The 26,157-nt window shown below is 63.7% G+C and carries 24 protein-coding genes; 12 read left to right on the top strand and 12 right to left on the bottom strand.

The features are described 5' to 3' along the window. Nucleotides 1-4: 4 nt before the first annotated feature. Both pcaD and pcaC read left to right on the top strand, forming a co-directional pair. A complete protein-coding gene (gene pcaD, locus AC1RCO_RS09875; protein WP_492617664.1) occupies nt 5-793 on the top strand; it encodes a 3-oxoadipate enol-lactonase in 789 nt (262 codons plus the stop codon). 22 nt (nt 794-815) lie between these two features. Then, nucleotides 816-1,208 carry a 4-carboxymuconolactone decarboxylase gene (pcaC, locus tag AC1RCO_RS09870; RefSeq protein WP_011059667.1) on the top strand — a complete coding sequence of 131 codons (393 nt, stop codon included), beginning with the start codon at nt 816-818 and terminating at the stop codon, nt 1,206-1,208. A gap of 25 nt (nt 1,209-1,233) precedes the next feature. On the opposite strand, the gene AC1RCO_RS09865 is transcribed toward pcaC, so the two are convergent. From AC1RCO_RS09865 to emhA, 7 genes are all read right to left on the bottom strand, one after another. Continuing rightward, nucleotides 1,234-2,058, bottom strand: coding sequence for a methyltransferase domain-containing protein (locus tag AC1RCO_RS09865; RefSeq protein WP_015634429.1), 825 nt, complete (start codon nt 2,056-2,058; stop codon nt 1,234-1,236). A 13-nt stretch (nt 2,059-2,071) separates the two neighbouring features. Next, on the bottom strand, nt 2,072-2,461 hold the full coding sequence (locus AC1RCO_RS09860) for a helical membrane plugin domain-containing protein (RefSeq protein ID WP_065364447.1): 390 nt from the start codon (nt 2,459-2,461) through the stop codon (nt 2,072-2,074). Nucleotides 2,462-2,486: 25 nt separating this feature from the next. Further along, a complete protein-coding gene (locus tag AC1RCO_RS09855) occupies nt 2,487-3,677 on the bottom strand; it encodes an NAD(P)/FAD-dependent oxidoreductase (protein ID WP_041116335.1) in 1,191 nt (396 codons plus the stop codon). A gap of 243 nt (nt 3,678-3,920) precedes the next feature. Then, nucleotides 3,921-5,183, bottom strand: coding sequence for an OprD family porin (locus AC1RCO_RS09850; protein ID WP_041116337.1), 1,263 nt, complete (start codon nt 5,181-5,183; stop codon nt 3,921-3,923). 299 nt (nt 5,184-5,482) lie between these two features. Then, nucleotides 5,483-6,943: an AdeC/AdeK/OprM family multidrug efflux complex outer membrane factor gene (adeC, locus tag AC1RCO_RS09845; RefSeq protein WP_169892646.1), complete on the bottom strand. Its 1,461-nt coding sequence runs from the start codon at nt 6,941-6,943 to the stop codon at nt 5,483-5,485. Then, on the bottom strand, nt 6,940-10,086 hold the full coding sequence (locus AC1RCO_RS09840; protein ID WP_492617663.1) for an efflux RND transporter permease subunit: 3,147 nt from the start codon (nt 10,084-10,086) through the stop codon (nt 6,940-6,942). Before AC1RCO_RS09840 ends, adeC begins: the two co-directional genes overlap by 4 nt. 3 nt (nt 10,087-10,089) lie before the next feature. After that, nucleotides 10,090-11,247 (bottom strand): efflux RND transporter periplasmic adaptor subunit EmhA, encoded by a 1,158-nt coding sequence (gene emhA, locus AC1RCO_RS09835; RefSeq protein WP_015634435.1) that lies wholly within the window; start codon nt 11,245-11,247, stop codon nt 10,090-10,092. 265 nt (nt 11,248-11,512) lie between these two features. On the opposite strand from emhA, the gene emhR reads away from it, so the two are divergent. Then, nucleotides 11,513-12,145: an efflux system transcriptional repressor EmhR gene (emhR, locus tag AC1RCO_RS09830; protein ID WP_011059675.1), complete on the top strand. Its 633-nt coding sequence runs from the start codon at nt 11,513-11,515 to the stop codon at nt 12,143-12,145. A gap of 161 nt (nt 12,146-12,306) precedes the next feature. Then, nucleotides 12,307-13,191, top strand: a complete 885-nt coding sequence (locus tag AC1RCO_RS09825; RefSeq protein ID WP_011059676.1) for a DMT family transporter — start codon at nt 12,307-12,309, stop codon at nt 13,189-13,191. 193 nt (nt 13,192-13,384) lie between these two features. Here the strand turns inward: AC1RCO_RS09825 and AC1RCO_RS09820 are convergent, their stop codons facing one another. From AC1RCO_RS09820 to AC1RCO_RS09810, 3 genes are read right to left on the bottom strand one after another with little or no spacing between them, the layout of a single operon-like run. Continuing rightward, nucleotides 13,385-14,434 carry an alkene reductase gene (locus tag AC1RCO_RS09820; protein WP_011059677.1) on the bottom strand — a complete coding sequence of 350 codons (1,050 nt, stop codon included), beginning with the start codon at nt 14,432-14,434 and terminating at the stop codon, nt 13,385-13,387. A 34-nt stretch (nt 14,435-14,468) separates the two neighbouring features. After that, complete coding sequence (locus AC1RCO_RS09815; RefSeq protein WP_011059678.1) at nt 14,469-15,635, bottom strand: MFS transporter; 1,167 nt, start codon at nt 15,633-15,635, stop codon at nt 14,469-14,471. Between the two features lie 18 nt (nt 15,636-15,653). Further along, on the bottom strand, nt 15,654-15,956 hold the full coding sequence (locus AC1RCO_RS09810; protein WP_011059679.1) for an ArsR/SmtB family transcription factor: 303 nt from the start codon (nt 15,954-15,956) through the stop codon (nt 15,654-15,656). 153 nt (nt 15,957-16,109) lie between these two features. On the opposite strand from AC1RCO_RS09810, the gene AC1RCO_RS09805 reads away from it, so the two are divergent. Beyond that, nucleotides 16,110-16,691, top strand: a complete 582-nt coding sequence (locus tag AC1RCO_RS09805) for an acyl carrier protein phosphodiesterase (protein WP_011059680.1) — start codon at nt 16,110-16,112, stop codon at nt 16,689-16,691. 105 nt (nt 16,692-16,796) lie between these two features. Here AC1RCO_RS09805 and AC1RCO_RS09800 read toward each other — a convergent pair whose 3' ends face one another. Together AC1RCO_RS09800 and olsB are read right to left on the bottom strand one after the other, a co-directional pair. Further along, nucleotides 16,797-17,591, bottom strand: coding sequence for a lysophospholipid acyltransferase family protein (locus AC1RCO_RS09800; protein ID WP_011059681.1), 795 nt, complete (start codon nt 17,589-17,591; stop codon nt 16,797-16,799). Then, a complete protein-coding gene (olsB, locus tag AC1RCO_RS09795; RefSeq protein WP_015634439.1) occupies nt 17,591-18,346 on the bottom strand; it encodes an L-ornithine N(alpha)-acyltransferase in 756 nt (251 codons plus the stop codon). The genes AC1RCO_RS09800 and olsB overlap by 1 nt, the downstream gene beginning before the upstream one ends. Nucleotides 18,347-18,486: 140 nt before the next feature. On the opposite strand from olsB, the gene AC1RCO_RS09790 reads away from it, so the two are divergent. The 7 genes from AC1RCO_RS09790 (at nt 18,487) to AC1RCO_RS09760 (ending at nt 26,051) form a co-directional block, all read left to right on the top strand. Beyond that, nucleotides 18,487-19,365, top strand: coding sequence for an acyl-CoA dehydrogenase middle domain-containing protein (locus AC1RCO_RS09790; protein WP_011059683.1), 879 nt, complete (start codon nt 18,487-18,489; stop codon nt 19,363-19,365). Nucleotides 19,366-19,560: 195 nt separating this feature from the next. Further along, nucleotides 19,561-20,658, top strand: coding sequence for a serine hydrolase domain-containing protein (locus AC1RCO_RS09785; protein ID WP_065364442.1), 1,098 nt, complete (start codon nt 19,561-19,563; stop codon nt 20,656-20,658). Continuing rightward, nucleotides 20,655-20,984 carry a hypothetical protein gene (locus AC1RCO_RS09780; protein ID WP_011059685.1) on the top strand — a complete coding sequence of 110 codons (330 nt, stop codon included), beginning with the start codon at nt 20,655-20,657 and terminating at the stop codon, nt 20,982-20,984. The genes AC1RCO_RS09785 and AC1RCO_RS09780 overlap by 4 nt, the downstream gene beginning before the upstream one ends. Before the next feature lie 171 nt (nt 20,985-21,155). Beyond that, complete coding sequence (locus tag AC1RCO_RS09775; RefSeq protein WP_065364441.1) at nt 21,156-22,331, top strand: M20 aminoacylase family protein; 1,176 nt, start codon at nt 21,156-21,158, stop codon at nt 22,329-22,331. Nucleotides 22,332-22,432: 101 nt separating this feature from the next. Next, entirely contained in the window at nt 22,433-23,743 is a 1,311-nt protein-coding gene (locus AC1RCO_RS09770; RefSeq protein ID WP_145712771.1) for an MFS transporter, read from the top strand. Further along, a complete protein-coding gene (locus AC1RCO_RS09765; protein ID WP_220223818.1) occupies nt 23,740-25,203 on the top strand; it encodes an amidase in 1,464 nt (487 codons plus the stop codon). The genes AC1RCO_RS09770 and AC1RCO_RS09765 overlap by 4 nt, the downstream gene beginning before the upstream one ends. Nucleotides 25,204-25,283: 80 nt before the next feature. Continuing rightward, complete coding sequence (locus AC1RCO_RS09760) at nt 25,284-26,051, top strand: IclR family transcriptional regulator (protein ID WP_053149449.1); 768 nt, start codon at nt 25,284-25,286, stop codon at nt 26,049-26,051. Nucleotides 26,052-26,157: the final 106 nt, after the last annotated feature.

The raw sequence follows: 26,157 nt of genomic DNA, 5'->3' as shown, positions 1-26,157 counted from the left end.
TGCTGTGGGATTCGTGAAACTCGCCGAGGGCGAACTGCACTATCAACTCGAAGGGCCCGAGGGCGCGCCGGTACTGGTGCTGTCCAACTCCCTGGGCACCGACCTGCACATGTGGGACAAGCAGATGGCGGCCTTCACCCGGCACTTCCAGGTGCTGCGCATGGACACCCGTGGCCACGGCCGTTCCCTGGTCACCGAAGGTCCCTATAGCATCGAGCAACTGGGCCGCGACGTGGTGGTGCTGCTGGATGCGCTGGATATCCAGCGTGCGCATTTCTGTGGCCTGTCCATGGGCGGGCTGATCGGCCAGTGGCTGGGGATCAATGCCGGCGAGCGGCTGCACAAGCTGGTGGTGTGCAACACCGCGGCGAAGATCGGCGACCCGTCCGTATGGAACCCGCGGATCGAGACCGTGCTACGTGACGGCCAGGCAGCCATGGTGGCACTGCGCGATGCCTCCATCGCCCGCTGGTTCACCAGCGACTTTGCCGAAGCTCACCCTGACCAGGCCAAGCTGATCACCGACATGCTCGCGACCACCTCGCCGCAAGGCTATGCGGCCAACTGCGCGGCGGTGCGGGACGCGGATTTCCGTGAACAGCTGGGGGCGATCAAGGTGCCCACCCTGGTGATTGCCGGCACTGAAGACGCCGTGACACCACCGTCCGGCGGGCACTTCATCCAGCAGCATGTGGCGGGCGCGGAGTATGCCGAGTTCTATGCCGCGCATTTGTCCAACGTCCAGGCCGGCGACGCTTTCAGCGCCCGGGTCGTGGATTTTCTGCTGGTCTGAGAGTCGATTCAAGGAGCCCTTTGTGGACGAGAAACAGCGTTATGACGAAGGCATGCAGGTTCGCCGCGCGGTGTTGGGCGATGCCCATGTGGACCGCAGCCTCAATGCCCTGACCGAGTTCAACTCGGAGTTCCAGGAAATGATCACCCGCCATGCCTGGGGCGACATCTGGACCCGCCCGGGCCTGCCGCGACACACCCGCAGCCTGATCACCATCGCCATGCTGATCGGCATGAACCGCAACGAGGAGCTCAAGCTGCACCTGCGGGCCGCAGCCAACAATGGGGTGAGCCGCAGCGAGATCAAGGAAGTGATCATGCAGAGCGCGATCTACTGCGGAATCCCGGCGGCCAACGCCACCTTCCACCTGGCGGAATCGGTGTGGGACGAACTGGGCATCGAATCCCGCAGTTGAGGCGCCGGGGCTGCACCGCGCGATTTCAGACGGTGGCCAGAATGAACACCCGCTTGAACGGGAACAGCGTCCGGCCATCGCCTTCGGGCGGATAGTAGCGATGTACCCGTGCCAGGTAATGGTTGAGGAAGCATTGTCGTTGCCGCTCGTCCAGGCTCAGGAGTACGGGGCGCAAGGCCGAGACCTTGACCCAGTCGAAGATCGGCGACTGGCCTTCCACGACCTGCAGGTGTTCGGTTTCCCAGATGTCCAGTTCCCGAGTCAGGGGCGCCAGCAAACGGTAGTAGCTATCCAGCGACAGTACCCGGCGCTCGGCCATGAACGCCCGCAGCTCCGGGGTGCCCAGCGGCTTGCCGTCCGGTCCTGCCTGTTCCAGGCTTTCGAGTATCAACTGATACCACAGGGCGTCGCGCCAATTGGGCATATGCGCCGCCAGGCAGCCGCCGGGGTTGAGCTGGTTCAACAGGCGCGGCAGCAGGTGTTCGTGGTCACTCATGAAGTGCAGCACTGCGGCAGCGAACAACAGGTCTGCAGGCTGTTCGGCTTTCCATTGCAGCAGGTCGCACCTGCGCCACAGCGCCTTGATCGGCAGGCAGCTGGCTTCGGCAAGCATTTCCGAGGAGCTGTCCACGCCTGTCAGCTCCGCGTAGGGCCAGCGCTGCGCCAGCAGTTGAGTGGCGATACCTGTTCCGCAACCCAGGTCGTAGATGTGATGGGGTTGCTGCAGGGCGACATGATCCAGTAGCTCGACCGCCGGTCGTTCTCGCAGGCGCACGAACTGCTGGTAGGCCTGGGGATCCCATTGGGTGCTGAGGTTCCTGGCCGTGGTCGGCTGAGGCTTGGTACTCATGTAAACATCCTTTTTAAAGTTGTCGTCCAATGACATTCAGGGTTCTGAGGAGCAGGGCTGCGCCACGTCGCGTGTCCTCCTCACGCAGCAGCGAGAGCAGCCCGTACAGGCTGGGAGCGGTACCTTGCGCTGAGGTTTCGGCCTTGGCCATGCGTAGTGCATTGCCCAGCATCCAGCTGGCAGCGGTGGCTTCTTCAAACTGTTGCGCAAGTTTTTCGATCATCGCCTGATCGAGCATGTCGATCAGGTCGCAAAGCAGGGACAACAGGTCGACCATGTTGTCCAGGCGAGCGCTGTCCAGCAGCGGCTGGAGCTTTTTCATCAGGGCTTCCAGGCCTGGCGTGCTGGCGACTTCAGGCTGGGTCGCCCTTGGACCAGGCATGCTTGGATCAAAGCTGTCCATGGCGTTGTCTCCTCCCTGTGCAGGGTCAAAGCATTCCGCGGGCTACGGCCCAGTAAAGGCCGCGATTGAATCCGGTGCGCAGCAGGCCACCCAACTTGCTCGACGGGGTGGGCAGAACGTCGTGGGCATAGTCGTACCAAAGGGGCATGCCGGCATTGAGGCCCATCTGCGCGACCGCCTGGACCCTACCGTCATAAACCGCCTCGGGAGAGCCCAGGCGGATTTCTCCGGCAATGTTGTTGGCAATCACCGGGGCCTGGTTGTGGCAGGCGCCGCCGGCCTTGCTGATCGGCAGGTCGACGGTATCGCCAATCACATAGACCCGCTCCAGGCCATAGACTTGCAGGGTTTCGTGATGGGTCGGCAACCAGCCCTCCTGGCCCTGTGCCTGAGACGCGCCGGATTCGAGCACGGCGTCCACGGCCCGGATCGGCGGGGTGGCCATGAGAATGTCGAAAGGCTGCTCAGCGCCTTCCTCCGAGTAGGCGATGCGCCGGTCCGGGTCGACCCTGGCCAGGGTGAAGCCGCGCTGGAAGCGGATGTTCCTCTGTTCGAAGATATCCGGCAGCACCTCGCCGACCGGGCGTTGCAGGAACAGGCAATTGCGCAGTAGCTGCGCGGTGCTGGGGTAGGTGTAGATGATCTCGACCCGATCCCGTACTCCGCGCCGCCGCAGGAAGTCATCGAGCATCAGGGTCGTTTCTACCGGCGCGATGCCGCATTGATGAGGAACATTGGGTGTTTGCGGAAACGACACGGTGATGAACACCCGGCCCTTGTCGATCCGGCTCAGGCGCTGTGCCAGTTGCCGGGCAGGCTGGTATTGGTAGAAGTGGTCGCCGGCTTCCTTGAGCCCCTCGATCCGTTCCGGTGCCGGCACGCAGCCGGTGGCGATCACCAGGAAATCGTAGCCAAGACGTTTGCCGCTGCGAGTGTGCAGGCTCTGGCCGGCAAAATCGAAGCGGGTGACGGGGTCGACCCGGAAGGTTATTTCGGGGCGTAGCAGGGAGCGTTCGGGTCGCTTGAGTTCTTCTTGGAAGAACAGGTTGAACGCCACATACATGAAGGCGGGCTTGTAGAAATGATCCGGCGATTCGGACAGCAGGGTGATTTTGACCTCGTCCCTGAGTATCTCCGGGTAGAGCTTGCTGACCAGTTGATTGGCCAGGATGGTACCGCCTACACCTCCTCCGACAATGACGATGTGCTTGCTCATAACGCAGACCCTCCAAGGCTACGTCAGCTTCACGTACGACATCCGATGGATAACGGAACTGAATTAATAGGTTTCCTTTCCTGGAAGCGAGCACTGCCCGCCTGAAGTGAATACCCCTTTACTTTATCTGTGTATTGGATTTTTTTTACTAAGCCCGACCAGCGGACCTCTCCTTGGGCGCCACGGTTCAAGGCCGACAACTGCAGGGGCCGGCCTTTTGGCTCGGCCCCGTGTTGGAGGGGCTTACAGCAGGCTGAGGGGATAGCTGATGATCAGGCGGTTCTCGTCGAACTCGTTGTTGCTGAAGTCCCGGCGCATGGTGGAGTTGCGCCACTTCAGGTTGAGGTTCTTCAGTGTGCCGCTCTGGACCGTGTAGGCCACTTCGCTTTCCCGGCCCCATTCCTTGCCGTCGCTGACGGTGGCGGTGTGCACGTTGCTGCCGCTGATGTAGCGGTTCATCAGGGTCAGGCCGGGAACGCCCAGCGCGGCGAAATTGTAGTCATGGCGCACCTGCCAGGACTTCTCCTTGGCGTTGTCGTAGCTGGCGTTGTAGCTGTCGTTGGCCAGGGTGCCGCCGCTGGTGCCATTGACCCGCATCCAGGCGCTGTCGCCAGTGAGCTTCTGCAGGCCTACATAGAAGGTGTTGCCGCCATATTTGGCCGAGAACAGGCCGGACCAGGTGCGGTTCTCCATGTCGCCGGCGCGGGCGCTGCCGTCTTCCTTGCCATAGAAGAAGCCCAGGTTGGCGCCCAGGGTCCAGTCGCCCAGGGGTTGGCTGTGGATCAGGTTGACGAACTGCTGGCTGTAGATGTCCTTGAGCTGGGCATTCCACAGGGCGATCTGGGTGCGCTTGTCGTTGAAGGCATATTCGGCGCCCTGGAAGTTGAAACGGTCGGAGGTGAAGGCCGCTTTGCCGAACATGCTCATGTCACTCATGCTGCTGTCGTCACGCGGGCTGTTGGCGCGGAACTGGCCGCCATAGAGGGTCAGGCCGGCAATTTCCTTCGAGGTGATCTGGCCGCCGCGAAAGGTCTGTGGCAGCGAGCGGCCGTCGTCGGACCGCAGGATCGGCAGCACTGGCATCCATTCGCCGACCTTGACCTCGGTCTGAGACAGTCGCGCCTTGAAGGCTACTCCCAGGCGTCCGAAGTTGTCCGCCGGGCGGCCGTCGTGATCCAGGGGCAGCAGTTGGGTGCCGCCGGTGCCCTTGCCGCCGTCGAGTTTCAGCGAGTAGAGGCCCAGCACGTCCATGCCGAAACCGACGGTGCCCTGGGTGAAGCCGGATTTTGCATCGAGGATGAAGCTCTGGGTCCATTCCTCGGCCTTGCCCTGGGCCTTGGTCGGGTTGGTGAAGTTGCGGTTGAAATAGAAGTTGCGCAGGGTCAGGTTGGCCTGGGCATCTTCGAGAAAGCCCGACTCTGCGGCCAGTGCCGGCAGGGCGGTGCTGCTCAGCGCCAGGGCCAGGAGGCTGGGCAGAAGGTAGGACGGCGGGGTGCTTGGCTTCATTCGTCGGTCTCTCTAATTGTTAGGGGTGCAGCTGGCCAGTGCCGCGCAAAGGGTCTGGGCACAGGTTTCAGGGGAGCAGGGTGGAACCAGAGGTATCAGCCGTAGCGGGCAGGGCGTGGGGGCATGGCATCGGACCTGTTGTTATTGGTGTGTCCAGGTGCCGGGAATGGTGCGTCGCGGATCAGGGCCAATCAATTGGACGAAACACTTTTTGGGCGGTAATCGAACACAAATGTTCCAGTTGGTACATATAAAAAAACCCACCGTCAGGTGGGTTTTTCATATGGCCAGGTGACGCTTCAGAACAGGTGCAGCGCCGGGGCTTTTTCCGCCAGTGGCTCGTTCTTCGCTGTCTGTTCGCTCCAGCCACCGCCGAGGGCCTTGTACAGGTTGACCTCGCTGGTGAGCTGCGACAGGCGATCGGTGATCAGTGCCTGCTGGGCGCTGAACAGCGACCGCTGGGCATCGAGGAAGGTCAGGTTGCTGTCGACCCCGATACGGTAGCGGCGCTCGGCCAGACGATAGTAGTCCTGGTTGGCGTTGACGAAATCACGCTGGGCCTGCAACTGCTGGTTGTAGGTCTGGCGTGCCGCCAGGCCATCGGAGACTTCCTGGAAGGCGGTCTGGATGGATTTCTCGTACTGCGCGACGGTGATGTCTTTCTGGATTTTCGAGTAGTCCAGGCTGGCGCGCAGGCTGCCGGCGTTGAAGATCGGCAGGTTGATCTGCGGCTGGAACAGCCAGGTGCCCGAGCCCCCCTTGAATAGGCCCGAGAGATCCGGGCTCAAGGTACCGGCATTGGCGGTCAGGCTGATGCTCGGGAAGAACGCTGCCCGCGCCGCGCCGATATTGGCATTGGCCGCTTTCAGCTTGTACTCGGCTTCGAGGATGTCCGGACGCCGTTGCAGCAGCTCCGACGGCAAGCCTGCCGGCAGGTCGCTCAGCAGGTCGGCCGACAGCGGCTGGGCCTTCGGCAGATTGGCCGGAATCGCCGTACCCAGCAGCAGGGTCAGGCTGTTTTCATCCTGGGCCACCTGGCGGGTGTAGCGCGCCAGCTGGACCCGGGCGTTTTCCACCGAAGTCCGCGACTGGCTCAGGTCCAGGGCCGACGCCACACCCACTTCGTTGCTGCGCGAGGTCAGCCGGTAGCTTTCCTCGTAGGCGGCGAGGGTGTCCTGGGTCAGCTTCAGCAGTTCCTTGTCGGCCTGCCAGGTCATGTAGGCGTTGGCCACGCTGGCCACCAGGCTGATCTGGGTGCTGCGCCGGGCTTCTTCGCTGGAGAAGTAGGTCTGCAGGGCTTGCTCGCTCAGGCTGCGAACGCGGCCGAACAGGTCCAGTTCATAGGCACTGACGCCCACGGTGGCCGAGTACTGGCTGGTGATCCCGGCTTCGCCGGTCTGCGACATGCGTGCCGGAGTGCGCTGGCGGCTGCCGCTGGCGTTGGCCGAAACCGCCGGGAACAGGTCCGCACGCTGGATCTGGTACTGCGCGGCATAGGCATCGATGTTCAGCGCCGCGACCTTGAGGTCGCGGTTGTTTTCCAGGGACGTCTGGATCAGTTGCTGCAGCGCCGGGTCATGGAAGAACTGCCGCCAGCCCTGTTCGGCGGCCGCCACGTTGGCGGCCTCCTTTGGCGAGTAGGCAGGGCCTTGGGGGAACTGCGCCGCCACCGGCGCTTCCGGGCGCTGGTAATCCGGGATCAGCGAGCAACCACTTAGCGCGATGGCGGTGATTGCCAGGGAGAGTAGCGACTTGCTCATTGGCCAGCCTCATTAGGGGTTGCAGTAGTTTCTGACAGGTCCGCTTTCCTGCGGCCCATGGACGATACGGTGACGAAGAACAATGGCACCCAGAAGATCGCCAGGATAGTCGCGGTGAGCATACCGCCGATCACCCCGGTACCGATCGCATGCTGGCTACCCGAGCCGGCGCCCGTGGAGATGGCCAGTGGCACGACCCCGAGGACGAAGGCCAGGGAGGTCATGATGATCGGCCGCAGACGCATCCGGCAGGCTTCCACCGCGGCGTCTACCAGGCTGCGGCCCTGCTCGTGCAGTTCCTTGGCGAACTCGACGATCAGAATGGCGTTTTTCGCCGCCAGACCAATGGTCACCAACAGACCCACCTGGAAGTACACGTCGTTGGACAGGCCGCGCATGCTGGTTGCCATGAGTGCACCGATGATCCCCAGGGGCACAACCAGCATCACTGCGATCGGAATCGACCAGCTTTCATACAGCGCCGCCAGACACAGGAACACCATCAGCAGGGACAAGGCGTACAGCGCAGGTGCCTGGGAGCCCGACAGACGTTCCTCGTAGGACAGGCCGGTCCAGGAGATACCGACACCCGCCGGCAGCTTCGCGGCAATGGCTTCGACTTCGGCCATGGCTTCACCGGTACTGTAGCCAGGGGCCGGGGCACCGAGCACTTCCATGGCTTCCACGCCGTTGTAACGGGCCAGCTTGGGCGAGCCGTAGATCCACTCGCCCTTGGCGAAGGAGGAGAACGGCACCATGGTTCCGGCGCTGTTGCGTACGTACCACTTCTTCAGGTCTTCGGGGCTCATGCGGGCACCGGCCTGACCCTGGATGTACACCTTCTTCACCCGACCACGGTCGATGAAGTCGTTGACGTAGCTACTGCCCAGGGCAATCGACAGGGTGTTGTTGATGTCGGTGAGGGTCACGCCCAGGGCACTGGCGCGCTCGTCGTCGATGGTCAACTGGTACTGCGGTTCATCGTTCAGGCCGTTCGGACGCACCTGGGACAGCACCTTGCTCTGGGCTGCCATGCCGAGGAACTGGTTGCGTGCAGCCATCAGTTTCTCATGGCCGATACCGGCGCGGTCCTGGAGGAACACGTCGAAACCGGTGGCGTTACCCAGCTCCAGTACCGCCGGAGGGGCGAAGGCGAACACCATCGCGTCACGGAAACTGAAGAAGTGCTGCTGGGCGCGGGCTGCCAGGTTGAACACGTTGTTTTCCGCGGAACGCTCGCCCCACGGCTTGAGCATGATGAAGGCCATGCCCGAGCTCTGGCCGCGACCGGCGAAGTTGAAGCCGTTCACGGTGAACACCGAAGCCACGGTGTCCTTTTCCTTGTCCAGCAGGTAGGCGCGCATTTCGTCCACCACCACCTGGGTCCGCTCGGCACTGGAGCCGGCCGGCGTCTGTACCTGGGCGAACAGAACGCCCTGGTCTTCTTCCGGCAGGAACGCGGTCGGGATGCGGGTGAATAGCCAGATCATGCCCAGGACGATCAGCACGTAGGCCAGCAGGTACGGAACCTTGTGGCGCAGAATGTTGCCCACGCCGCGTTCGTAGCTCTTCACGCTGCGATCGAAGGTGCGGTTGAACCAGCCGAAGAAGCCGCGCTTCTCGGTGGCGTGTTCGCCTTGCGGTACGGCCTTGAGCATGGTGGCGCACAGGGCCGGAGTGAAGATCAGGGCAACCAGCACCGACAGGGCCATGGCCGAGACCACGGTGATCGAGAACTGCTTGTAGATCACCCCGGTGGAGCCGCTGAAGAAGGCCATTGGCAGCAGGACCGCGGACAGCACCAGGGCGATACCCACCAGGGCTCCCTGGATCTGGCCCATGGACTTTTTCGTCGCCTCCTTGGGCGACAGCCCTTCCTCGTGCATCACCCGCTCGACGTTCTCCACCACGACGATGGCGTCGTCCACCAGCAAGCCGATGGCCAGCACCATGCCGAACATGGTCAGGGTGTTGATGCTGAAACCGGCCGCCGCAAGGATGCCGAAGGTACCCAGCAGTACCACCGGCACCGTCATGGTGGTGATCACCGTGGCGCGGAAGTTCTGCAGGAACAGGAACATCACCAGGAACACCAGGACGATCGCTTCCACCAGGGTTTCAACCACACCCTTGATGGATTCGGTCACCACCGGGGTGGTGTCATACGGGAACACTACCTTCATCCCTTGCGGGAAGAAGGGTTCCAGGTCCTTGATGGTGTTGCGCAGGGCCTTGGCGGTGTCCAGGGCGTTGGCGCCGTTGGCCAGTTTCACTGCCAGGCCGGACGCCGGCTTGCCGTTGAACTGGGCGCTGATGGCGTAGTTCTCGCCACCCAGGCCGACGTCCGCGACATCGCCCAGACGCACTTGCGAGCCGTCCTTGTTGACCTTCAGCAGGATCGCCTTGAACTGCTCGGCAGTCTGCAGGCGGGTCTTGCCGATGATGGTGGCGTTGAGTTGCTGGCCGGGCAGGGCAGGCAGGCCGCCGAGCTGGCCGGACGATACCTGGACGTTCTGCGCGGCAACCGCGGTCTTCACGTCCACCGGGGTCAGGTTGTAGTTGTTGAGCTTGGCCGGGTCGAGCCAGATCCGCATCGCGTACTGGGCACCGAATACCTGGAAGTCACCGACGCCCGCGGTCCGCGAGATCGGGTCCTGCATGTTCGACACGATGTAGTTCGACAGGTCGTCCTTGGACATGCTGCCGTCCTCGGAAACCACGCCGATCACCAGCAGGAAGTTCTTCACTGCCTTGGTCACGCGGATACCCTGCTGCTGCACTTCTTGAGGCAGCAGCGGAGTGGCCAGGTTGAGCTTGTTCTGTACCTGAACCTGCGCGGTGTCCGAGTTGGTGCCCTGTTCGAAGGTCGCGGTGATGGTCATGCTGCCGTCGGAGTTACTTTCCGAGGACACATAACGCAGGTTGTCGATACCGTTGAGCTGCTGCTCGATCACCTGAACCACGGTGTCCTGCACGGTCTGTGCGGAAGCGCCTGGGTAGGTCACGGAGATGGCGATCGCTGGCGGCGCGATGCTCGGGTACTGGTTGATCGGCAATTTGAGGATCGATAGAGCCCCGACCAACATGATCACCAGGGCGATTACCCAGGCGAAGATCGGACGGTCGATAAAAAATTTCGACATGGTTTACTCCCCTTTGCCGCCTGCAGCTTTGTCAGTTGCCTGTGCAGGGGCCGGGTTCTTCGCTGGAACGTTGGTTGCTTCGCTGGCCTTGACTTCAATGCCCGGCTTGACGAACTGCAGGCCTTCGGTGATCAGGCGATCGCCGGCTTTCAGCCCATCTTCCACCAACCACTGGCTGCCGACCGTGCGGCTGGCCTTGAGTTGACGCAGCTCGACCTTGTTATCCGGGCCAACCACCAGGGCGGTCGGGGTGCCTTTCAGGTCGCGCGTCACGCCTTGCTGGGGAGCCAGGATCGCCGCGCTGTTCACCCCGGCTTGCAGTTGGGCGTGGACGAACATGCCAGGCAGCAGGGTGTGCTCAGGGTTCGGGAACACTGCGCGCAGGGTCACCGAGCCGGTGGTTTCGTCCACCGAGACTTCGGAGAATTCCAGCTTGCCGTCGAGCTTGTACTGGCTGCCGTCTTCCAGGGTCAGTTTGACCTTGGCGGCATTGTCGCCGACTTTCTGCAGGCGGCCGCTTTCCAGTTCGCGACGCAGTTCCAGCAGTTCCACCGAGGACTGGGTAACGTCGACGTAGATTGGGTCCAGCTGCTGGATCACGGCCATGGCATCGGCCTGGCCATTGCTCACCAGAGCGCCTTCGGTCACCGAGGAACGGCCGATTCGGCCGGTCAGTGGCGACAGCACTTTGGTGTAGCGCAGGTTGATCTGGGCGCTTTGCAGCGAGGCTTCCGACTGCAGGCGGTTGGCCACGGCAGTGTCGTATTCCTGGCGGCTTACGGCCTGCTCGTTGACCAGTTGCTTGTAGCGATCAGAAATCGACTTGGTCGATTGCAGATTAGCCTCGGCACTTTTCAGCGTTGCCTCATAGACCGATGGATCGATCTGATAAAGCTGCTGACCTTCCTTGACGTCTCCACCTTCTTTGAACAGACGCTTGAGAATGATCCCGTTTACCTGTGGGCGAACTTCGGCGATGCGGAACGCAGTGGTCCGGCCCGGGAGTTCGGAAGTCAAGGTAAAGGCTTGTGGTTGCAGGGTAACGACGCCGACCTGAGGGGCTTGAGGGGCAGGCGCCGCCTCTTCCTTTTTACATCCGCTGAGCAGCGATGCCAGGGCGACGGCAGTGACCAGAGCGGTAACAGCTGGCTTGAGTTGCATGAAAATCCTCGGGTCAGGCACGCAAGATGCGCACAAGAAAAGTGGAAGGGTAAAAATGCTTGGCTGAGTGGATAAGTAGCTTGCTAAGGAATATACTTACGTTCATGGTTGTTTGTAAATACCCCTGCGGCGTACCCATCCGGTTACAAAAGCCCCTGTAGGTGTTGAATTGTAGGCTGGGCAAACGGCACTCGAGATGCCGTTCCATATTTATTCAGAAGGTCTTCACGCATCGCTGAAAGATCCTGATCGAGGTTTTACTGCCATGGTCCGTCGTACCAAAGAGGAAGCTCAAGAAACTCGCAGCCAGATACTCGAGGCCGCCGAAAAGGCCTTTTACGAGCGTGGCGTGGCGCGTACCACCCTGGCCGACATCGCGGCGCTGGCGGGAGTCACGCGAGGTGCCATCTATTGGCACTTCAGCAACAAGGCCGATCTGGTGCAGGCCATGCTCGACAGCCTGCGTGAACCTTTGGATGAAATGGCCGCGGCCAGTGAGAATGTAGATGAAATGGACCCGTTGGGCTGCATGCGCAAGCTGCTCATTCATTTGTTTCATCAAGTTGCCCTGGACCCGAAAACCCGACGCATCAATGAAATCCTGTTTCACAAGTGCGAGTTCACCGACGAAATGTGCGACCTGCGCCGCCAGCGTCGCGCTGCCAGCCTGGACTGCAACGTACACATCGAGCTGGCGTTGCGTAATGCAGTGAATCGTGGGCAATTGCCCGAGAATCTCGATGCGGCGCGGGCAGCTATCACGTTGCATGCGTTCATCGATGGCATTCTCTACCAGTGGTTGCTGGCCCCTGACAGCTTCGCCCTGCACACCGAAGCAGAGCGCTGGATCGACATCGGGCTGGATATGCTGCGCTTGAGCCCCAACCTCCGTCATTAAGACAAAATGCGTAATTGAGTCCGGTTGTGTCAACATTTAAGGCGAGGGACGTTCATACCCGGGGTCGCACTTCACAATGGGGTGCTTTTATATACGGGCTTGCTGCAGGTTGATAGATAGCGAGCTACGTATTTTGTAGGGATTTTGTTGCGGGTGTGTGAATGAGTGTGAGCCCTTCACCGTTCAACGGCGCGGAACACCCCATCAAGGGGATCGCCCTGATCTGCCTGGCGGTCCTGTTGTTTGCCAGCCACGACACGTTATCCAAATACCTGTCGGCTTTTTATCCCATCGTCATGGTGGTCTGGGCCCGCTATGTGGTGCACACCCTGTTGATGCTGGTGGTCTTCGTGCCGCGCAGTGGTTTCTCTGCGGTGGTGCGCACCAAGCGCCCCGGGCTGCAATTGCTGCGGGCCTTGTGCCTGATCGGCACCAGCCTGCTGTTCACCACCGGCCTGCGCTATATACCCCTGGCAGAAGCGACCGCGGTCAACTTCCTGGCGCCCTTGCTGGTGACTGCCCTGTCGGTGCCGTTTCTGGGAGAGCGGGTCAGTCGCGCCCAGTGGCTGGCAGTGCTGGCGGGGTTCGTCGGGGTGCTGATTGTGGTGCGTCCCGGGGGCGCGTTGTTCACGCCGGCAATCCTGCTGCCGCTGGGGTCGGCGCTGTGCTTCGGCTTCTACCAGTTGCTGACCCGCAAGCTCAGTGGTGTTGACAGCCCGACCACCAGCAACTTTCTCACCGGGATCCTCAACAGCCTGATCATGAGCGCGCTGCTGCCGTTCTTTTGGAGCACGCCGACGCTGGTTCATGGGCTGTTCATGATCGGCCTGGGCACCTGCGGCATGCTCGGCCACATGTTGCTGACCCAGGCGTTCCGCCATGCCGCGCCGGCGATGCTGGCGCCTTTCAGCTATGGGCAGATTCTTTTCGCCGGGCTCTTTGGCTACCTGATCTTCGACCATACCCCGGACCAGTACGCCCTGGTCGGTATCGCGGTCATCTGCCTCAGCGGCCTGGCGGTGGCCTGGGCCCAGCGCAAACGCTGAATGGCTTTCTGTAGCCCCTGCCGCAGTCCGCGACAAGGTCCGCAGGACCTTCATCGAACTTGAGATGGTCGCGCCCCTTCGGGGCGACCGTGCGTACGCGGCCCGAGCCTGCGGCAGCGGCTACAACGAATGTGCAGGCCATGAAAAAGCCCCGGCTCGCGAGAGTCGGGGCTTTTTATCGAGCGATGCAGGCTTACAGAGTCGGGTAGTCGATATAGCCGACCGGGCCCTTGCCGTAGAAGGTTTCCGGGTGCGCTTCGTTCAACGGCGCATCGGCCTTCAGGCGGGCTGGCAGGTCCGGGTTGGCGATGAAGGGCACACCAAAGGCCACGGCGTCAGCCTTGCCAGCGGCCAGCCAGGCGTTGGCGCTGTCCTTGGTGAAGCGTTCGTTGGCGATGTAGGGGCCGCCGAAGGCTTCTTTGAGTTGCGGGCCCAGGCTGTCGGCGCCTTCTTTCTCCCGGGAGCAGATAAAGGCGATACCGCGTTTGCCCAGCTCCCGAGCGACGTAGGTGAAGGTCTCCGCCAGGTTGGCATCACCCATGTCATGGGAGTCGGCACGTGGTGCCAGGTGCACGCCTACCCGGCCGGCACCCCAGATCTCGATGGCCGCGTCGGTGACTTCCAGCAGCAGGCGGGCACGGTTTTCCAGGGAGCCGCCGTACTGGTCGGTACGCTGGTTGGTGCTGCTTTGCAGGAACTGGTCCAGCAGGTAGCCGTTGGCGCCGTGGATTTCCACGCCGTCGAAACCGGCGGCCTTGGCGTTTTCCGCGCCGACCCGGTAGGCGTCGACGATGTCGGCGATCTCAGCGGTTTCCAGGGCCCGCGGAGTTGGGAAGTCGGCCAGTGGGCGCACCAGGCTGACATGCCCCTTGGGCTGGAGGGCGCTGGGTGCCACCGGGGTTTCGCCGTTCAGATAGGACGGGTGGGAGATGCGTCCGACGTGCCACAGCTGCAGGAAGATCTTGCCGCCGGCGCCGTGTACTGCCTTGGTCACATTGGCCCAGCCACGCACCTGGTCGTTGGACCAGATGCCGGGGGTGTCCGGGTAGCCCACGCCCATGGGGGTCACCGAGGTGGCCTCGCTGAGGATCAGGCCGGCGGAAGCCCGTTGTACGTAGTACTCGGCCATCAGCGCGTTGGGTACGCGGCCGGCATCGGCGCGGCAGCGGGTCAGCGGCGCCATGATGATGCGGTTGGACAGTTCGAGATCGCCGAGTTTGATCGGATCAAAGAGAGTCGTCATGGAGTGCAGCCTTCTTTAAGGGATAGGGAGAGGATCAGTGGGTTGCAGGAGCCAGTTCGGCATTGCCGCCCTGGCGAAAGGTAATCAGCGTCACCAGCAGGGCCAGGATTGCCAGGGCCGCAGCTGCCAACGGCACGCTGGTCAGGCCGAAGCCGTGGGCGATGACGCTGCCGCCGACCCAGGCACCCAGGGCATTGCCGATGTTGAAGGCGCCGATGTTCAGGGTCGAAACCAGGTTCGGTGCGGCCTTGCCGAAGGTCACTACGTTGACCTGCAACGCCGGCACTGCGGCAAACGAAGCGGTGGCCCAGAGGAACAGGGTGATCTCGGTGGGGATCAGCGCCACGCTGGTCCAGGTCAGTACGGTGGAGACCACGGCCATGGCCGCGAACACGCCGATCAGGGTGGCGCCCAGGCGCTTGTCCGCCAGTTTGCCGCCGATGATGTTGCCCAGGGTCAGGCCCAGGCCGATCAGCAGCAGGGTCCAGGTCACGCCCTTGGGCGAGACACCGGTGACATCACCGAGCAGCGGTGCAACGTAGGTGAAGAGGGTGAACATCGATGCGGCGAACAGCGCGGTCATGCTCAGGGACAGCCAGATACCCGCGCCCTTGAGGGCCGCCAGCTCTGCACGCATGTCGAGTTTTTCCTCGTCGCGCTTGGCCGGCAGGAAGCGCAGCAGGCCGATCAGCGCCACCACGCCGATGACCGTCACCGCCCAGAAGGTCGAGCGCCAGCCGGCGGCCTGGCCCAGGGCGGTGCCCAGGGGCACGCCAAGGACGTTGGCCAGGGTCAGGCCGGTGAACATCAGGGCCACGGCCGAAGCGCGCTTGTTGGCGGGCACCAGGCCGGCGGCCACCACTGAACCGATGCCAAAGAAGGCACCATGGCACAGCGCGGTGATCACCCGGGCAAACATCAGCACGTTGTAATCACTGGCCAGTGCACACAGCAGGTTGCCGACAATGAAGATTCCCATCAGCGCCACCAGGGCTGCCTTGCGGGGCAGGCGGGCAGTGGCCAGGGCCATGAAGGGCGCGCCGATGGCCACCCCAAGGGCGTAGCCGGTGACCAGCCAGCCGGCGCCGGGAATCGACACGCCGAGGTCCGCCGCCACATCGGGCAGCAGGCCCATGATGACGAACTCGGTGGTACCGATGGCGAAGGCACTCAAGGCCAGGATGAGAAGCGAAAGGGGCATTGTCGGGTCCTTGTCAGGTCAGAGCTGTTGGCTCATTTGCGTGAGGAACTGCTGGATGGTTTCCTCGTTGCGTTTGAAAAAATGCCATTGGCCGACTTTCCGGCTGCTGATCAGGCCTGCGCGTTGCAAGGTGGCGAGGTGGGCGGACACGGTCGACTGCGACAGGCCGCAGCGTTGGTCGATCTGCCCGGCGCAGACGCCGTGCTCATTGCTGTGAGCCTGATCGGGAAATTCGACAGTCGGATCTTTCAGCCAGTGCAGGATTTCCCTGCGAACCGGATGTGCCAGGGCTTTTATTATTTCGTCGAGGTCGAGGGACATGGCGGTGCTCGTTTTTTGTGAAACGTTGTATCGCGATGAAGCGAAATTTAAATCGTTATTTCGCGATATACCAATATGATTTTGGTCTTAAATCATTACTTATCGGTATATCGGGTTATAACGATATGTTGGTCGCAGTGCTAAGCTGCGTCCATGAATTATCTCGCACATCTGCACCTTGGCGGCCAGCGCCCGGGTCAATTACTCGGCAGCCTGTATGGCGATTTCGTCAAGGGACGCCTGCAAGGGCAGTTTTCGCCCGAGGTCGAGGCGGCGATCCAGCTGCATCGGCGCATCGATACCTACACCGACAGTCACCCGCTGGTGGTGGCGGCGCTGTCGCGTTTCTCCCTGACGCGAAGGCGTTACGCCGGCATCGTCATCGACGTGTTCTTCGACCATTGCCTGGCCCGGGATTGGCAGCATTACGCCGACCGGCCCCTGCCGCTGTTCACCGCCGAGGTGTACCGGGTGCTGGCGGCCGAGCCGCAGTTGCCGGCGCGGCTGGCGCAGATTGCGCCTTACATGGCGGCGGATGACTGGCTGGGTTCCTATCGCGAGTTCGCGGTGCTGGAGCCGGTGTTGCGGGGGATTGCCCGGCGCCTGTCACGGCCAGAGGAGCTGACCGCGGCGATGGTCGAGCTGGAACGGCTGTATGAACCGTTGAGCGAAGACTTCCGTGCTTTCTACCCGCAATTGCAGGCATTCGCCGCGCAGCACATCCAATTGCCCTGACTCACGATGGCTGTTTTAGGAGCTGGCTTGCCAGCGAAGGTGCTCTCATGACCGACGCAGGTTTCAAGGGCCTTTTCGCCGGCAAGCCGGCTCCTGCAGAGAGTTTCAGGCCGCGACCAGTTCGCCGTTGCGGCGTGGTTCGGCGGGCAGCATGACATCACCGAACAGCGCCTTCTGCACTGCTTGCTGGGCCTGGAAGGCCAGCGCCGCACGTTCCTGGCCCTGGCAGGCAATCGGCTTGAGCAGGTGGATCTCCACCTGGCCCCGGTCATTGGCGAACAGGCGCATCAGGTGCGAGAGCAGATCGTCGTCGCCGATGAAGGGCGCCAGGGTATCGATCTGGCCGTCGCGCAGGTAACGGATCGCCACCGGTTGCAGGCAGACGTCGGCATCGATGGCGCTGGCCAGCAAGCGCCCGTGGAAGGTGCGCAGGCCACGGCCATCGGTGGTGGTGCCTTCGGGGAACAGCAGCAGTGGGTGCTGCTCCTGCAAATGCCGGGTCATCTGCTTGCGGATCAACTGGCTGTCACCGGCGCCGCGGCGGATGAACAGGCTGCCGGCCTTGGCGGCCAGCCAACCGGCCACCGGCCAGGTGCGCACTTCGGCCTTGGACAGGAAGGACAGCGGCGTCAGCATGCCCAGCAGCGGGATATCGGTCCAGGACACATGGTTGCTGATCCAGAGCATCGGTTGGCGGGGCAGCTCGCCATGCACCGAGACCTGAAAGGGCAGGGCATTGCTCAAGCGTGCCATGAAGAAGCGCGACCAGCGCTGGCGCCGGACCATGGAGTTGGCGACCCCCAAGCGTTCCAGCAAACCGAAGATACTGGCCATGCTCAGGCCCAGCGCCACCACCAGCAGCACTCGGGCGATGCGCCCGTAGACCCGCAGCCGGCGCATCAGACCGCCGCCTTGAAGTGCCGGGCGTAGCGCGGGCACAGCTCGTCGCGCTTGAGCAGGATGAACACATCGGCGACCTGGAAATCCTCGTCCCAGCACGGCTCGCCGCAGATCTTCGCGCCCAGGCGCATGTAGGCCTTGAGCAGGGGCGGCATCTCGGCGATCACATTGGACGGAATGTCCAGGCTCGGCAGCGGGTTCTTCGGCTCGGCCCGCAGGTGCTCGGTGCACAGGTAGCGCTCGCGCAGGCGCTGCATGATCGCCTGGGCCTGCACGCCGCCGTCCTGCATGGGGATGCTGGCGCAACCCATCAGGTAGCTGTAGCCACCCTGATTGAGCACTTCCGCCAGTTCGCCCCAGAGCACGGCGATGGTGCCGCCGTTGCGGTAGGCCGGGTCGACGCAGGTGCGGCCGATCTCCAGGATCGGCCCTTTGAGCTGCACCAGGCCGTGCAGGCTGAATTCTTCTTCGCTGTAGAAACGCCCCAGGCTGCTGGCGGCCTGGTGGTCCAGCAGGCGGGTGGTGGCCACCAGGCGCCCGGTGTTCAGGTCGCGCACACCGATGTGGCTGCAATGAACGTCATAGTCATCCATGTCCAGACCCAGTTCCGCGCCCTTGAGCTTGGCGTTGAACTCGCCACTGAAGACGTTGAAACGCAGGGCCTGGGCTTCTTGCAGAGCCTTCGCGCCGATCAGGCGTTCGGCTTGCAGGCGGCGTTCAGTGCCGGTGTCGCTGATGCGGGCGATCTGAGTCATCGTGAATCTCCGTGCGGGCTACTGACCCGCCTTGGGTTGCAGCCAATCGACTTTGTTGTGCAAAGTCAGGCTATGTAGCCCCGGTGTCATCGCCATGAAGCTTTGGTGATGCTTATATGACAGCCCCTGAGGACCTTCGAATGCCCTGGCAAGCCCTGCTCGAGAGCCGTGAACGATTGCCCGCCAACCCCGACCTGGCCGAGGGCTACGGGGCTTTGCTGGCGCACCTGGGCAACGTCACGCCCTTCGAACTGGCGGTGCGCGGCGGGCGCTTGATGGCCACCCCGGGGCTGGCGTTCCTGGTGGGCTACCAGGCGGCATTGCGCATGTTGTGGCCCAGCGCGCCGTCCAGTCTGGGGGCTTTGTGCGCGACCGAACGCCGCAGCCTGCGCCCGGCGGACATGCAGACCCGCCTGGAGGATCTGCGCCTGCACGGGCGCAAGGATTTCGTCACTGCCGGCGATGCCGCCGACTGGCTGCTGGTGGCGGCTCGCTGCGAAGCCCCGGGGGAGCGCGCAGCCCTGCGCCTGACGGTGGTCTATCCCGGCGAGCCCGGGGTCAAGGTCCAGACCCTGCCCGCCATTGCCTTGATGCCGGAGATCAGCCACGGCTGCCTGGAGCTGGACAACGCCGCCTGCGAGTTGCTCGCCGGCGACGGCTGGGATGCCTACGTCAAGCCGTTCCGCACCCTGGAAGACATCTATGTCCTGAGCGCCATGCTGGCCTGGCTGTATGGCGTGGGGCAGGACAGCGGCTGGCCGCAGCCCTTGCAATTGCAATTGCTGGGCTTGCTGGCCGGCTGCGCCGAAGCCAGCCGGCAGAACCCGGCGCTGAGCAGCGGGCACATTCTGCTGGCGGGCCTGTTCGTGCAGTTCGAGGCGCTGAAACCCGAGATCGGCATTGCCTTCGCCCAGGGGCCACAGCTCTGGCGCGAGCAATGGACCCGCGACCAGGCCCTGCTGGACCTCGCCGCCAGCGCTCGCGCACAGCGCCTGGCCAAGGCCCTGGCCTCCCTGTAGGAGCCGGCTTGCCGCGAGGAATGCGCAGTCTCCGAAACCGCATTCGCTGGCAAGCCAGCTCCTACAAGAAGCGGTTCTCGCGCCCTATCGAATATTCGCCCAACCCTGTAGGAGCCGGCTTGCCGGCGAAGGTTGTCGCGAAACGGTCATGTGCCCGCAATAGGCTCGGCCCCAGACGGCTCTCGAGTGTCCTTCATGCCCAAAGCTTGGTTGCTGCTGGCCCTGCTTCTATTACTCAGCCTGCCGGCCCGGGCCGAGGAGTGGCCGGCGCTGCAATGGAGCCAGGGCACGCCAGCCAGCGGCCCGGCGCTGCAGGCCCTGGAGGAATACGCCTTTGTGCCCCGGGACGATGAATCCCGCCAGGGCATTCGCACCGACGCCTTGCTGGTGATCCGCGACGGTCGACTGCTCTACGAGCGCTACGCCGGGGCAACCGGGCCACAGACGCCCCATCTCGCCTGGTCCGCCAGCAAGAGCCTGCTGGCGGTGCTGCTGGGGGTGGCCTTTGGCGAGGGGCGGTTCCAGTTGCAGGACCCGGCGGCGAAGTTCTACCCGCCGCTCGAGGCCCATCCCGACATCACCCTGGCGGACCTGCTGCACTGGGCCTCGGGCCTGGATTGGCAGGAAGACTATGAATACGCCCCTCTCAACTCTTCGGTGGTGGCCATGCTCTACACCCGCGGGCACCGGGACATGGCCGCCTTCACCGCGCAACAGACCGCCTCCGGCCCGCCGGGCCAGGTGTTTCGCTATTCCAGCGGCGACAGCAACCTGCTGGCGGCCAGCCTGCGGGGCATGGTGGGGGAGGGGCAGTATGCGGACTATCCCTGGCGTGCCCTGTTCGAACCCCTGGGTATCACCCAGGCGGTGTGGGAGCGGGATGCTGCTGGCACTTTCGTCGCTTCCTCGTACCTCTACCTGACGGCCCGCGATCTGGCTCGCATTGGCCTGCTGATGCAGCGCGATGGCCGTTGGCGCGACCGGCAATTGCTGCCCAAGGCCTGGGTCGAATTCTGCCGCACGCCCTTTCGTGGCTATCGGGCCAACCAGGACGTGGCCGTGGCGGGCGGGCACTGGTGGCTCAACCGCGAGGTGGACGGGGCGCCACGGCCCTGGCCGGATGCCCCCGCCGATACCTACGGCGCGCTGGGACACTGGGGCCAGGCGCTGTATGTGCTGCCGGCGCAGCGCCTGGTGATCGTGCGCTATGGCGACGACCGTGACGGCAGCTACCAGCACAATGAACTGCTCAAGCGGGTGCTGGCCGCCTTCGCCACGCCGGAGCAGCCATGAAGCCCTGGCCCTTGATCCGTCGGCGTCCGCTGCTCAGCCTGCTGGCGCTCGGGCTGCTCCTGCTGCTGGGCTGGGGCTGGCAGCAGCGGGTGGCGTTGCAGGCCTTCCCGGACATCCTCGGGGCCTACACCGCCAAGGAGTACTGCTCCTGCCGTTACGTCATGCAACAACCTGCCGACTACTGCCGCGCCTACGTGCGCCAGTACCTGCCCACCAGCGCTTTTCTCGATGAGCCGCAGCCCCGTCGTGTCACCGCCAGCGCGCTGGGGCGCACCCATAGCGCGGTCTGGCGCAGTGCCCGTGAAGGTTGCCGCCTGGACCCCTGACCGGGGTCGAAACGATGGCGGCAGCTTTGTGTTCCATCCAGTGGAACCACATTTGATTGTCCTGTGCCCCGGCTCGCGGTTATCTGACGCAGAGCTTCGAGCACGCCCTGGCCCTCGTGCAGCGCTCCGAAAAAAAGAACGGGAACCCACCCGGCCCAGAGGAGATACGCCATGACCCGACACCAGCACATTCTTGCCTGGCTCAACGATGTCGCCAGCGACCTGCGGGCCATCCGCCAGGACATTCACGCCCACCCCGAGCTGGGTTTCGAGGAAAACCGCACCGCGGCGCTGGTGGCCCGCAGCCTTGAAGAGTGGGGTTATGAAGTGCACACCGGCGTGGGCCGGACCGGCGTCGTAGGGGTGCTGCGCAACGGCAGCAGCCCCCGCACCCTGGGCCTGCGGGCCGACATGGACGCCCTGCCGATCATCGAGAACACCGGGGTGCCCTACAGCAGCCGCTACAGCGGTTGCATGCACGCCTGCGGGCATGACGGCCACACCACCCTACTTCTCGGGGCGGCCCGTTACCTGGCGGCGACCCGGCAGTTCGACGGTACCCTGAACCTGATCTTCCAGCCGGCGGAGGAGGGCCAGGGTGGCGCCGAGGCCATGCTTGCCGACGGCCTGCTGGAGCGTTTCCCCTGTGATGCCCTGTTTGGCCTGCACAACATGCCGGGGCTGCCGGCCGGGCACCTGGGCTTTCGCGAGGGGCCGATGATGGCCTCCCAGGACCTGCTCAACGTGATAGTCGAAGGCGTCGGCGGCCATGGCTCCATGCCGCACCTGACGGTAGACCCGCTGATGGCAGCGGCGAGCATGGTCATGGCCTTGCAGACAGTGGTAGCGCGCAACATCGATGCCCAGGAAGCCGCGGTGGTCACCGTAGGGGCCCTGCAAGCAGGCGAGGCGGCCAACGTCATTCCCCAGCAGGCCCTGCTGCGCCTGAGCCTGCGGGCCCTCAACGCACCGGTGCGCGAGCAGATGCTGGAGCGGGTCAAGGCCATTATCCGCACCCAGGCCGAGAGTTTCGGTTGCTCGGTCAGTATCGAGCATCGCCCGGCCTATCCGGTGCTGGTCAACAGCCCGGAGGAAACCGAGTTCGCCCGCAAGATCGGTGTCGAGCTGGTGGGGGCCGAGGCGGTCAACGGCAATACGCCGAAGCTGATGGGCAGCGAAGACTTCGGCTGGATGCTGCAGCGCTGCCCGGGCAGCTACCTGTTCATCGGCAACGGCGTGGCCCAGCCGATGGTGCATAACCCGGGTTACGACTTCAACGACGACATCCTCCTCACCGGCGCGGCCTATTGGGGCGCCCTGGCGGAAAGCTGGCTCAAACCGTCCTGACCCTTCCTGTTCCTGTGTCCCTGACTGCCCCGGGCGTGTTGTAGGCGCCCGGCACTTTAGCGAGCCCGCCAGAAGGCTCAAAAGTCTCCAAGGAACATCCCATGAGCGTCTCGACTCCCTCTGTTTCCAGGACCCGGCAGGTGGTTGCCGCCGTGGTCGGCAACGCCCTGGAATGGTACGACTTCATCGTCTACGGCTTTCTCGCCAGCTTCATCGCTCGCCAGTTCTTTCCCGCGGAAGATGAATACACCTCGCTGCTGATGGCCCTGGCCACCTTCGGCGTGGGCTTCTTCATGCGCCCGGTGGGCGGTGTGCTGCTGGGGATCTATTCCGATCGCAGGGGCCGCAAGGCGGCGATGCTGGTGATCATCCAACTGATGACCCTGGCCATCGCGATGATCGTGTTCGCCCCCAACTATGCGGCCATCGGTATCGGAGCGCCGCTGCTGATCGTGGTGGCACGCATGCTCCAGGGCTTTGCCACCGGTGGCGAGTACGCCAGCGCCACGGCCTACCTGGTGGAGAGTGCGCCGCCCCACCGCAAGGGCCTTTACGGCTCCTGGCAGTTGGTGGGGCAGTGCCTGGCGGTATTCAGCGGGGCGGCGATGGTGGCGGCGGTGACCCATTTCTTCTCGCCCCAGATCCTGGAACTCTGGGGCTGGCGCCTGCCATTCGTGATCGGCCTGCTGATCGGTCCGGTGGGGCTGTGGATCCGCAAGTACATGGAAGAGCCGCAAGCCTTTGTCGAGGCACGCAAGCAGGTGCGTGGCAAAGGGCCCGGGTTGTGGCAGGTGGTATCGGCCTATCGCCGAGCGATCCTGGTGTCCATGTGCATGTGCTGCGGGGGCACCGTGTCCTTTTATGTGGTGCTGGTGAACATGCCGACCTTTGCCCACACCAACCTCGGCCTGCCCCTGGATCAGGTGCTGTTGGTGCAGATGTTCGCCGTGGCCCTGATGACCCTGGTGATTCCCTTTGCCGGGGCCTTGTCGGATCGCATTGGGCGACGTCCAGTGCTGATGGCGTTCACCCTGGCGTTTTTTGTCATGGTCTATCCCTTGTATGTGTGGGTCGCTGCGGCGCCATCCATCGAGCGCCTGCTGGTGATGCAGATGCTGCTTTGCGGGGCCATCGGCGGTTTCTTCGGCCCCGGCCCCACGGCCCTGGCCGAGCAGTTTCCCATCGAGGTGCGCTCCACCGGAGTGTCGGTGGCGTATAACGTCACGGTCATGCTGTTCGGTGGCTTTGCGCCGTTGATCGTGACCTGGCTGAGCAAGGTCATGGCCACGCCGGTGGCGCCAGCCTTCTATGTCCTGCTGACCTCGGTCCTCAGCCTGCTGGGTACCTACTGCATGTATGACGCGGTCAGAGACGAAAAACCCGATGCCGTGAGCCTGGGAGGTGAGTCTTGATCAACCCCGCAGAACCATCGATCAATGCGTCGATTGTCGACCTGGATGCCCTGGCGCTGTCCCGGGCCATCCATGCCCGCGAGCTGTCCTGCCGCGAAGTGATGCAGGCCTACCTGGCGCAGATCGAGCGCTGCAATCCACTGGTCAATGCCCTGGTCTCGCTGGGGGACCCCGAGGCCCTGCTGGAGCAGGCCGACGAGCGAGACCGGCAGTTGGCCCAGGGCCAGTCCATGGGCTGGATGCACGGCATGCCCCAGGCGATCAAGGACCTGGCGGCCACCGCCGGAATGACCACCAGCATGGGTTCGCCGCTGTTTGCCGAGCATGTGCCCCAGGGGGATGCCATCAGCGTGGCGCGGGTCCGGGCCAGTGGCGCGATCATCGTCGGCAAGAGCAACGTGCCCGAGTTCGGCCTGGGCTCCCATACCTACAACCAGCTGTTCGGCACCACGGGCAACGCCTACGACAGCACCCTGTGTGCCGGCGGCAGCAGCGGCGGCGCCGCGGTGGCTCTGGCCCTGCGCATGCTGCCGGTGGCCGACGGCAGCGACATGATGGGCTCGTTGCGCAACCCCGCAGCCTTCAACAACGTGTTCGGCATGCGCCCCTCCCAGGGCCGGGTGCCGTTCGGCCCGACTCCGGAACTGTTCGTGCAGCAGTTGGCCACCGAAGGTCCCATGGGGCGCACGGTGGCCGACGTGGCGCGGCTGTTGGGTACCCAGGCCGGGTTTGACGCCCGGGCGCCTCTGTCGCTGAAGGACCCATCGGCGCAACCGGAGGCGGCGCTGCAACGAAATGTGAAGGGCCTGCGCCTGGGCTGGCTGGGGGACTACAACGGCTACCTGGCCATGGAGCAGGGCGTACTGGGCCTGTGCGAAAAGGCCCTCGGGGATTTCGCCAGCCTGGGCTGCGAGGTGGAAAGCTGCCAGCCGGACTTTTCCCTGGCCCAGCTTTGGGATTGCTGGCTGGTACACCGTCACTGGCTGGTCCAGGGCTCCCTGGGGGCGCTGTACGACGACCCGGACAAGCGCCGTTGGCTCAAGCCGGAAGCGTGCTGGGAAGTGGAGGGCGCGGCGAAGCTGAGCGCGGCGGATGTGTATCGCGCTTCCCAGAGCCGCAGCGACTGGTATCGCGCGTTGCAGCGCCTGTTCGAGCGTTACGATTTCCTGCTGCTGCCCACCGCCCAAGTGTTCCCTTTCGATGCACGGCAAGCCTGGCCGCGGCAGATCGATGGGCAGGAAATGGACACTTACCACCGCTGGATGGAAGTGGTGATCGGCCCGACCCTGGCCGGCTTGCCCAGTATCAGCATTCCGGTGGGTTTCAACCTGGCCGGTTTGCCCATGGGGCTGCAGATCATCGGTCCGGCCCAGGCCGACCACGCCGTGCTGCAATTGGCTTACGCCCATGAGCAGCTGACGCAGTGGGTGCGGCAGCGGCCGCCGGGCAACCTGCGGTAATCAAAGGGGTGTGGTCGCCAAGGTCCGCAGGCCCGCATCTTGCTGGGTAAAACCTTTTCCTCAGTCAGGGAGCTCGGACTATGGCCAGCAAGGTAGAAACCGGCAGCGTGCGCTCAGTGGAGCGGGCCCTGGCCATTGTCGAGCTGATCGGCCAGCACCAGGCCCTGGGCCTGGAGGAGCTGCACTACCTGACGGGCCTGGCCAAGGCCACGGTATCGCGCATGCTGCTGACCCTGCAGGAACAGGGCTGGATCTATCGAGGCCTGAGTGACCGGCGCTACCGCCTGAGCGCCCGGAGCCTGTTCGGTGACAGCCGGCAGCGCTTCAAGCGCCAGATGGTGGAGCAGGCGGCGCCCTGGTTGCTGGAATTGAGTGCACGTACCGGATTGGTCACCGACCTGTCGAGCTTCGACGGCGAGAGCCTGGAGGTCCTGGAAAGTGCGGTGCCCGAGGTATTGCGCAAGCGCTATCCGAGCAACAGCCGGATTGTCGGCCAGCATGCCAGCCTGTTTCATTCGGCCATGGGCAAGGCCTGCCTGGGGGCCCTGGCCAGTGCAGAAGTCGAGCGTCTGGCCGAGCAGGAACAGGTGCCGGCCGAAGCCCGGCAACAGTGCCTGGAATCCCAGCACCTGGGGTTCGGCCAGCGCACCGAAGGGCACTGGGAATACCCGGTGCGCCTGCCGTTCCTGATCCGCGCCGTGGCCTTGCCGCTGCAGACCGAAGGCCGGGTGATCGGCAGTATCGCCCTGCACTGGCCGCGGGACCTGGCCTGTGTCGAACAGGTGCGCAACCGCCACCTGTGGCTACTGGCGGAAACCGTCGAGCAGGTGCAGAAAGACATCGCCTGAAACCTCCCGCTCGGGTATTCCGGCTGCCCTGATCGTGCTGCGCGGACAACGCTCTCCTCAGACACCGGGTTCCATTCTGCGGAACCAGTGCCCATTGCCCTTTGCC

The organism is Pseudomonas sp. GW823-FHT03E05, assembly GCF_058796855.1.
This window is presented reverse-complemented; position numbering and strand designations above follow the sequence as displayed.